8 protein-coding genes are annotated in these 9,415 nt (G+C 72.0%); 6 read left to right on the top strand and 2 right to left on the bottom strand.

Features of this window, described 5'->3' with window-relative positions:
* Positions 1–193: 193 nt before the first annotated feature.
* Positions 194–1,024: an SAM-dependent methyltransferase gene (locus ACJA3G_RS21555; RefSeq protein WP_406554660.1), complete on the bottom strand. Its 831-nt coding sequence runs from the start codon at positions 1,022–1,024 to the stop codon at positions 194–196.
* Positions 1,025–1,248: 224 nt separating this feature from the next.
* On the opposite strand from ACJA3G_RS21555, the gene ACJA3G_RS21550 reads away from it, so the two are divergent.
* The 6 genes from ACJA3G_RS21550 (at position 1,249) to ACJA3G_RS21525 (ending at position 7,779) form a co-directional block, all read left to right on the top strand.
* Positions 1,249–2,079 carry an ABC transporter substrate-binding protein gene (locus ACJA3G_RS21550; protein WP_406554659.1) on the top strand — a complete coding sequence of 277 codons (831 nt, stop codon included), beginning with the start codon at positions 1,249–1,251 and terminating at the stop codon, positions 2,077–2,079.
* Positions 2,076–2,876 carry an amino acid ABC transporter permease gene (locus ACJA3G_RS21545; RefSeq protein WP_406554658.1) on the top strand — a complete coding sequence of 267 codons (801 nt, stop codon included), beginning with the start codon at positions 2,076–2,078 and terminating at the stop codon, positions 2,874–2,876. The genes ACJA3G_RS21550 and ACJA3G_RS21545 overlap by 4 nt, the downstream gene beginning before the upstream one ends.
* 7 nt (positions 2,877–2,883) lie before the next feature.
* Positions 2,884–3,675: an amino acid ABC transporter ATP-binding protein gene (locus ACJA3G_RS21540; protein ID WP_406554657.1), complete on the top strand. Its 792-nt coding sequence runs from the start codon at positions 2,884–2,886 to the stop codon at positions 3,673–3,675.
* 127 nt (positions 3,676–3,802) lie between these two features.
* A complete protein-coding gene (locus tag ACJA3G_RS21535; protein ID WP_406554656.1) occupies positions 3,803–6,154 on the top strand; it encodes an FHA domain-containing protein in 2,352 nt (783 codons plus the stop codon).
* 9 nt (positions 6,155–6,163) lie between these two features.
* Entirely contained in the window at positions 6,164–6,787 is a 624-nt protein-coding gene (locus tag ACJA3G_RS21530) for a hypothetical protein (protein ID WP_406554655.1), read from the top strand.
* Complete coding sequence (locus ACJA3G_RS21525; RefSeq protein WP_406554654.1) at positions 6,787–7,779, top strand: serine/threonine-protein kinase; 993 nt, start codon at positions 6,787–6,789, stop codon at positions 7,777–7,779. Before ACJA3G_RS21530 ends, ACJA3G_RS21525 begins: the two co-directional genes overlap by 1 nt.
* A gap of 3 nt (positions 7,780–7,782) precedes the next feature.
* On the opposite strand, the gene ACJA3G_RS21520 is transcribed toward ACJA3G_RS21525, so the two are convergent.
* Entirely contained in the window at positions 7,783–9,006 is a 1,224-nt protein-coding gene (locus ACJA3G_RS21520) for a streptophobe family protein (protein ID WP_406554661.1), read from the bottom strand.
* Positions 9,007–9,415: the final 409 nt, after the last annotated feature.

The raw sequence follows: 9,415 nt of genomic DNA, 5'->3' as shown, positions 1-9,415 counted from the left end.
GGGGGTGGGGGCCATGCGGCCGAACCTACGTCCGCAACCTTCCCGATCCGTCCGTGTGTTGGTCAACCTTGCCCCAAGGTGCGGTGAAGCCGCCCGGGTGACGAAGTGCGCATTGCGGGGACATCCCGGCGGGAGGTCCCCGCAATGGCAAAGGCGGAGTCATCGTCGTCCCAGGAGACGGCTCCGGCGCAGGTCAGGCCTTGCGGCCCACACCGCCGAACATCGCCACCTCGGCCGGCTCGCCCTCGGCTCCGGGGTTCTCGGGCCGCCAGCGCGAGCAGGAGACCACACCGGGCTCCAGGAGCTCCAGCCCGTCGAAGAAGCGGGCGGTCTGCTCAGGGGTGCGCTGGGTGAGCTTGGGGGTGCCGTGCTCGTTCCAGAACGCCACCGCCTGGTCGACGTCCGGCATCCCGGGGTGGGTCACCGTGTGCGACAGGACGAGGAAGCTGCCGGGGGCCAGCCGCTCCATGAGGTCGCGCACCAGGCCGTACGCCTGGTCGTCGTCCTCGATGAAGATGACCACGCCGAGGAGCATCAGCGCGACGGGCCGGCTCAAGTCCAGCGTCTTCGAGGCGTGTTCCAGGATGCTGTCCACATCGCGCAGATCCGCGTCGAGGTAGTCGGTCCGGCCCTCGGGGGTGCTGGTCAGCAGCGCGCGGGCGTGGGCCAGCACCAGCGGGTCGTTGTCGACGTAGACGATCCGGGACTCGGGCGCGATGCTCTGCGCCACCTCGTGGGTGTTGTCGGCGGTGGGCAGGCCGGTGCCGATGTCGAGGAACTGCCGGATGCCCCGGTCGGCCACCAGGTGGCGCACGGCGCGGCCGAGGAAGAGCCGGTCCGCGCGGGCGTAGTCGCCGATGCCGGGGTGGAGCTCGCGGATCTGGTCGCCGACCGCGCGGTCGACCTCGTAGTTGTCCTTGCCGCCGAGCCAGTAGTTCCAGATCCGGGCCGTGTGCGGCTGGGAGGTGTTGATTCTGCTCCGAACGTGCTCGGGAGCGTCGAGGTGGGCCGGGTTCTCGGTCACGGGCGTTGTCTCCTGGGGCCTGGTGGAACGGTCAATGATCAGCCTAGATGGCCAAGTTGACCCGCGTCCCGGAACTCCGTCGGCCGGTGCCCCGGCAGGCGGGTGTCCCGGACGACGTCATCGGCGCGCCTGCCGCGTTCGGGGGCGAAGTCACCCCCAGTCTCATACGATCATGGCTGAACGGTTCCGCTCCTCAGCCACCCCCGTACCGATGGAGGTCAACCGTGACCAGGACGGCTCACCGTATCCGCAATCTGACCACCGCCGCAGCCACCGCGGCAGGACTGCTGCTCGTCGCCACCGGCTGCTCCTCGGGCGGGGACGGCGCCGGGGAGGCCGCCGGCGGGGTGCCGGTGGTCAAGAAGGGCAAGCTGACCACCTGCACCCATCTGCCGTATCCGCCGTTCCAGTCGGAGCGGAACGGCAAGGTCGTGGGCTTCGACGTGTCCCTGATCGACCTCGTCGCCAAGAACCTCAAGGTCGAACAGAAGATCCTCGACACTCCGTTCGAGAACTTCAAGACCGGTGCCTTCCTCAACTCCGGCGAGTGCGACCTCGCCGCCGCCGGTATGACCATCACCGACGAGCGCAAGAAGAACGTGGACTTCTCCGTCCCGTACTTCGACGCCACCCAGGCACTCCTCGTCACCAAGAAGAGCGGCATCACCTCGCTCGCCGACGTCAAGGCCAAGGGCCGCAAGCTCGGCGCGCAGGCCGAGACCACCGGCGAGAGCTACGCCACGGGCAAGGGCTTCAACCCGGTCGCCTTCGAGAGCTCCGACGCGGTACTCAACGGTCTGCGCACCGGGCAGGTGGACGCCGTGGTGATCGACTACCCGGTGGTCCAGGGCTGGCTCAAGGACAAGGCCAACGCCGACCGGTTCGCCCTGGTGGAGAACATCGCGACCGGCGAGCGGTACGGCTTCTCGGTCAAGAAGGGCAACAGCAAGCTGCTCGCCGCCATCGACAAGGCGATCACCGATGCCAAGGCGGACGGCACGTACAAGAAGATCTACGAGGAGTGGATCGGTCCGCTGCCCAAGGTCCAGTCGTGACCTCCCGCCTGACGAGGCGTCAACGAAGGCGCGTCTCGCAGGGCATCCAGTACGCGGTCTTCGTGGCGGTGCTGGTCACCATCGGGCTGCTGGCCGACTGGGACCGGCTGCAGAACCAGTTCGCGCAGAAGGACCTCGTCGCGAAGCTCTTCCCGGAGATCATCACCATCGCGCTGCGCAACACCGTGGTGTACACGCTCTCCGGCTTCGTCTTCGGCCTGGTGCTCGGTCTGGTCGTCGCGCTGATGCGGCTCTCGTCGGTGGCGCCCTACCGCTGGGTGGCGGGCATCTACATCGAGCTGTTCCGCGGGCTGCCCGCCCTGCTGATCTTCATCTTCGTGGGGGTGGCGGTCCCGCTGGCCTTCCCGGGCACGGAGATCCCCGGCGGTACGTACGGCAAGGTCGCCCTCGGGCTCGGTCTGGTCGCCGCGGCCTATATGGCCGAGACCATCAGGGCGGGCATCCAGGCCGTGCCCCGGGGCCAGATGGAGGCGGCCCGCTCGCTGGGGTTCTCGCACGCCCGGGCCATGGTGTCGGTGATCATCCCGCAGGCGTTCCGGATCGTCATCCCGCCCCTGACCAACGAACTGGTGCTGCTCTTCAAGGACTCCTCGCTCGTGCTCTTCCTCGGGGTGACCCTGGAGGAGCGGGAGCTGACCAAGTACGGCAGGGACCTGGCCAGCCAGAGCGCCAACTCCACCCCGATCCTGGTCGCTGGGCTCTGCTACCTGATGGTGACCGTGCCGCTGAGCTTCGTGGTGCGCCGCCTCGAAGCCCGTGCCGACCGGGCGAGGTGAGGAAGCGATGCCACAGAACGAGATCGAGATCCGCGGGCTGCGCAAGTCGTTCGGGGACAACGAGGTGCTGCGCGGGATCGACCTGGAGGTCGCCCGTGGCGAGGTGGTGTGCGTCATCGGCCCGTCGGGGTCGGGCAAGTCGACGCTGCTGCGCTGTGTGAACCTGCTGGAGGAGCCGAGCGCGGGCCAGGTGTTCGTCGGCGGCACCGAGGTCACCGACCTGGACGTCGACATCGACGCGGTGCGCCGCCGTATCGGCATGGTCTTCCAGCAGTTCAACCTCTTCCCGCACATCACGGTGACCGAGAACCTGGTCCTGCCGCAGCGCCGGGTGCTGCGCCGGGACAGGGCGAAGGCCGCCGCCGTGGCCCGCGAGAACCTGGAGCGGGTGGGGCTCGCCGAGAAGGCCGGCGCGTATCCGGCGCAGCTCTCCGGCGGCCAGCAGCAGCGCGTCGCCATCGCCCGGGCGCTCGCCATGGGCCCCGAGGTGATGCTCTTCGACGAGCCGACCTCGGCGCTCGACCCCGAGCTGGTCGGGGACGTCCTGGCGGTGATGCGGATGCTCGCCGGCGAGGGCATGACGATGATGGTGGTCACCCATGAGATGAGCTTCGCCCGGGAGGTCGCGGACCGGGTGGTGTTCATGGACGCCGGTGTCGTCGTCGAAGAGGGTCCGGCCGCGCAGGTCGTGGGCGCCCCGCGGGAGGAGCGGACCCGGAACTTCCTCAACCGCATCCTCGACCCGGCGGCCGAGGCCCCTCCGACCTCGCACCTGCCGCCCGGGGACGAGCCCGGCTGAGGACGCGGTGCCCGCCCCCGGGACGCGCCGGGGGCGGGCACGGCCGAGGCGGTGAAGGGGAGGTCATCGCGGTGGGGCCTCGCTCATCACCAGGCACACCAACGGACCAATAGGTAGAATTCCACCCATGGGAGAGCGGTCTGCCGCGCCGACAGCGCCCGAACTCGTCCTGGAGACCGACACCGGCTCCACGGTGATGAGTCCGAGCCGGGACTACCACGTCGGGCGCGACCCCCTCAGCGAGATCGTCATCGACGACGCCCGCGTCTCGTGGCACCACGCGGTGCTGCGCGCCGCGGGCGACCACTGGACGGTCGAGGACGAGGGCAGCACCAACGGAACGTATGCCGACGGGCGCCGCGTCCACGAGTGGGGTGTGGGCCCCGGCAGCGTCATCCGCTTCGGCAGCCCGGCCGACGGCCCGCGCGCCGTACTGGTGGGGCGCGCCCCGCCGCGGGTCCGCCCGCCCGAGCGGCTGTCCGCCGTGTCCATGCCGTCCGCGACCGGCGCCTTCCGCCGGCCCACCTCGGTACGGCCGCTGCCCGCCAGGACGGTACGGATCGGCCGCGCCCCCGAGAACGACCTCGTCGTCGACGACCTGATCGTCTCGCGCCGGCACGCCGAACTGCGCGCCCGCCCCGACGGCGGCTACGAGATCGTCGACCTCGGCAGCCACAACGGCACCTTCCTCAACGGCCAGCCCGTCGACCGCGCCGCGGTCTCCCCCGGTGACATCGTCGGCGTCGGCCACTCGGCGTTCTGCCTGGTCGGGGACGAGCTCCAGGAGTACGTGGACACCGGCGAGGTCTCGCTCGACGTCCAGGACCTCACGGTCGCCGTCGACCGGGGCCGCAAGACCCTCCTCGACCAGGTCTCCTTCCCGGTGGGCGAGAAGTGCCTGCTCGCCGTGGTCGGCCCGAGCGGCGCCGGGAAGTCCACCCTGCTCAACGCCCTGACCGGGCTGCGCCCCGCCGACCGGGGCACGGTCCTCTACGACGGCCGCGACCTCTACCGCGACTACGCCGAGCTGCGCCAGCGCATCGGGCTCGTCCCCCAGGACGACATCCTGCACGCCCAGCTCACCGTGCGCCGGGCCCTGGGCTACGCCGCCGAGCTGCGCTTCCCGCAGGACACCGCCAAGGCGGAGCGCCGCGCCCGGGTCGACGAGGTGATCGGCGAGCTCGGCCTCGAACAGCGCGCGAACCAGTCCATCCACAGCCTCTCCGGCGGCCAGCGCAAGCGTGTGAGCGTCGCCCTGGAGCTGCTGACCAAGCCGTCGCTGCTCTTCCTCGACGAGCCCACCTCCGGCCTCGACCCGGGCATGGACCGCTCGGTGATGCACATGCTGCGCGGCCTCGCGGACGACGGCCGCACCGTCATCGTGGTCACCCACAGCGTCCTCAGCCTCGACGTCTGCGACCGCATCCTCGTCCTCGCGCCCGGCGGGCACATCGCGTACTACGGACCGCCCCGCGACACCCTGGACTTCTTCGGCTTCGCGGAGTGGCCGGAGGCGTTCGAGGCCTTCGAGCGGGACCGCGACCGGGACTGGGCGGGCGACTACGCCCGCTCGCGCTTCCACCAGCGGTACGTGGTCGCCTCCAGCACCCAGCCGCACCTGGGCCCGGGCGCCGCCGCCCGGGTCGTCGGCAGGCCGCCCAAGGCACAGAGCCGGGGCGCCCAGCTGAACACCCTGGTGCGCCGGTACGCGGCGGCGCTCGGCGCCGACCGCACCTTCCTCGCCATCATGATCGCGCTGCCCTTCGTCATGGGCGCCATGGCACGGGCCCTCGCGGGCGGCAGGCTGACCCAGGAGACGGCGATGAACGCGCTGCTCATCCTGTGTGTCGGCGGTGTGCTCACCGGCGCGGCCAACGCCGTACGGGAACTGGTCAAGGAACGCGTGATCTACCAGCGCGAACGGGCCGTGGGGCTGTCCAGATCGGCGTATCTGCTGTCCAAGGTGGTGGTCCTGGGGACGATCACGGTCCTGCAGGCCGTCGTCCTCACCCTGGTGGCCCTCTTCGGCGTCAAACTGAACGCGCCGGGCGGCAAGGGTGTGATCATGCCGCCGCTGGTGGAGATCACGGTGGCGGTGGCCCTGCTCGCCTTCACGGCCATGATGCTCGGCCTGCTCGTCTCGGCGCTGGTGCGCAAGGAGGAGGTGACGATGCCGCTGCTGGTGCTGCTCGCCATCGTCCAAGTGGTCTTCTGCGGCGCCCTGTTGAAGCTGCACGGCGTACCGGGCATCGAGCAGCTGGCCTGGCTGGTGCCCTCCCGATGGGCGCTCGGCGGGATGGCGGGCACGATCGGGCTGTCCAGGATCGTGCCGGGCGAACTGACCGGGGATCCGCTCTTCCGGCACGACGCGGGCGTGTGGCTGCTCGACATGGGCATGCTGGTGGCCCTGTCGGTGCTGTTCGGCTTCGCGGTCGCCCGGCTGCTGCGGCGGCACGAGCCCGCCGTGATGCGGAAGTAGGCGGCCCCGATGAGCACTCCCGTGGACTTCCGTCCCACCCATGTCGTCCCTCCCGGTGGGCTCGCCGCCTGGGAGAGCCCGGACACCGGGCGCCCCACGGTGCCGCTGGACGCGCTGTTGCCGGTGCAGCTCATCGACCGGCGGGGCGACTGGGCCCGCATCCTGTGCGCCAACTCCTGGTCGGCCTGGGTCGACGGCCGCCTCCTGGTGACCGTCCCGCAGGGGCCGCCGGCCGCGGGCGCGCCCCTGGCCCGTACGGCCGATCCGCGCCCGCTCCTCGCCCGCGTCCAGGACATGCTGAACCGCTACCGGGGCGCGGCGGAGGACCTGGCCGCCGGGCGCCTGGACGGCGAGACGTTCCGGCGGCGCACCCACGGGCTGCGGGCGGGCATCGTCGTCGACGGCGAGGCGGTGTGGCTGTACGACGCGGAGCACGAGCGGTGGGTGTACTGCGACGGGACGCGGCTGAGCACCTTCGCGGCCTCCGCGCCACCGTCCGCGGCGCGCGCGAGCGCCGATTCCCCGGCCGGCGGCCCGGGACCTGCCGACGCGACGCGGGTGGTCGGCCCGGACGGCGGCGGGCCGTACCCCGACGGCGTGGACGGCAGCCGCGCGTGGTCCGGTGACACCTGATGGCACCCGAGAGCGACCTGTACGCCGGACGCCCCTCCGACCTCGTCGGACGGCGGATCGCCGGGTACCGCATCGAGGGGGAGGTCGGGCGGGGCGGGATGGCGGTGGTGTACCGGGCCCGCGACCTGCGTCTGGAGCGGACGGTCGCGCTGAAGCTGCTCGCCCCCGAACTGGCCCGCAACGACACGTTCCGCAGGCGTTTCACCCATGAGTCGCGGGTGGCCGCCGCGATCGACCATCCGCACATCGTGCCCGTCTTCGAGGCCGGGGAGACCGACGGTGTCCTGTACATCGCCATGCGGTACGTCGCCGGGCGCGATCTGCGGGCGCTGCTCGACCAGGAGGGCCCGCTGCCGGTCGCGACGGCGGCCCGGATCGCCGCCCAGGTGGCGTCCGCGCTGGACGCCGCCCATGAGCACGACCTCGTCCACCGCGATGTGAAACCGGGCAACATCCTGGTGGCGCCCGGCACCGACAGCGACCACCCCGAGCACGTCTACCTCACCGACTTCGGCCTGACGAAGAAGTCCCTGTCGCTGACCGGGTTCACCACGGTCGGCCAGTTCGTCGGCACCCTCGACTACGTGGCGCCCGAGCAGATCTCGGGCCGCCCGGTGGACGGCCGCTGCGATGTCTACAGCCTCGCGTGCGTGGTCTACGAGACGATGGCGGGCACCCCGCCGTTCCAGCGCGACGACGACATGGCGCTGCTGTGGGCGCACCAGTACGACCAGCCGCCCGCGCTGACCGAGCGGCGCCCCGACATCGCCGCCGGGGTCGACGGGGTGATGGCGAAGGCGCTGGCGAAGATCCCGGACGACCGGTACGACTCGTGCCTGGCGTTCGTGGCCGCGCTGCGCGCGGCGGCGAAGGGCGTGGGACCGGGAGGGCACCCGCCGACGCGGGTGGACCTGCGGGTGGTGGCCGGTGCGCCGGGGCCGCCGCCCGAACCGCCCGAGTGGGCCCGCCCGGTGTTCCCGGGCGGGGGGTGAGCGTCAGCCGGAGGGCTCTTGGGGAGAGCCCTCCGAGGGGGGCGGCACCGCCGGCTCCACCTCGCCGCGCCGCCGTACGCGCCGGGCGAGCAGACTGCCGAGCGATCCCGCCACCAGCCCCCACAGCACCGCGAAGCCCAGCCCCGTCCACAGCCGCGGCGTCAGCGACACCCGGCCCGACAGACCGCCGCCGAGGTCTCCGATGCCGAGCAGCGAGAGGCCGTAGTGCGCGGAGATCCGGGAGAGCAGACAGACGGCGAGCACGGTGAGGGCGAGCGCCAGGGCCATGTGCAGCGCGTGCCGCCACGCCGGGATCCGGGCGGGCGAGCGGACCGCCATCAGGAACCCGGCGGCCAGGACCAGCACGGCGGCGGCGACGAGCAGCCACCACACCCGTCCGTCGTAGTCCGCGAGGGTGCGCAGATTCAGGGTGGAGATGTCGGGCGTACGCAGCACCTGGTCCAGTACGTGCGGCATGGGCAGCCCGAACGGCCCGTCCACCCGGCCCTCCCAGGAGGTGCCGAGCCCGAGAGTGAAGGCGAGCCAGGCGAGGTTCGGCAGGCCCAGCAGTACCACCGCGAAGGTCTCGGCCGTATGCCCGCGCACCACCGCCACCACCAGCCCCACCACAATGCCCAGCGCCACATACGCCAGCAGCAGCACGAGCATCGCGAACGCGGCCGGGCGCACCGACTCCTGGAAGCGCAGCAGCCGGGCGGGCAGCGGGGCCCTGCGGGAGACCACCAGGGCGAGGAAGAGCAGTCCGGCCAGCCAGAGCAGCCCGAAGAGCAGGGTGAGCGGCACATCGGTCTCGAAGCCGACCCTGGGCGTGGCACCCAGCAGATCCCCGATGTCGCCGATGGCGCCGTTCCCGAGCCCGATGGTGAACCGTTTACGCGCGAGGAAGGACAGGCCGAGGAGCGCCAGGAGCCACAGCACGGCCACCCGGGCGGCCCACAGGGCCAGTTCGCGGGTGCTCGCCACGGCCCGGTGCCGCAGCGGCCTCAGAAACCCGGCGGCGATGAGCAGCGCGCCGACGAGCGTGACGGAGAGTGGGAGCACGGTCAGCCCCGCGTCGGTGTCGCCGATCACCCCGGCGTCGCCCTTGAGGTCGACGGAGCCGCCGACCGCCATGACGACCACGGCGGCGACCACCTGCGGCAAGGCGTTGTCGGGCAGGTCGGAGGCCCCGGCGGCGAGCAGCCCGAGGGCGGCGACGACGGCCATGGCGATCAGACCGGTCAGCACCGCCACGAGGGCCTCGACCCAGCCGTGGCGCGCGCGTCCCCGCACGGAGGACGAATCGGGCGGTTTGTCCTGGCTCACGCCTGTCACGCTAAGCAGCACCGGGACGGTCCGCCCCTCCTGGGGGGCCGACCGCGTCAGCTTGCGGGTCCGCCGGGCCCCGGGCACACAATGGGCGGGTCGAGGACATACCGGACTCGTCGCGCGCACAGCGCGAGGGGCGAGCCGGGCCGCCCGGCCGTGTACCGCCGTACCCACCGTGCTGCGACGGCGCCCGGTCCCGGGGGGAGGCCTCGGCCGAGACCCGCACCGAACGCCCCGCACCCCGCGGGACCCCAACGCCGGGAGAAGAGCTCGTGAGCGTCGAACCTCCCCCGTCCGGCCCACCCAC

The organism is Streptomyces sp. YS-3 (assembly GCF_045257485.1).
In the GTDB taxonomy this organism is placed as follows: domain Bacteria; phylum Actinomycetota; class Actinomycetes; order Streptomycetales; family Streptomycetaceae; genus Streptomyces.
The sequence above is the reverse complement of the archived record's forward strand: the minus strand, read 5'-3'. Positions and strand labels throughout refer to the sequence as shown.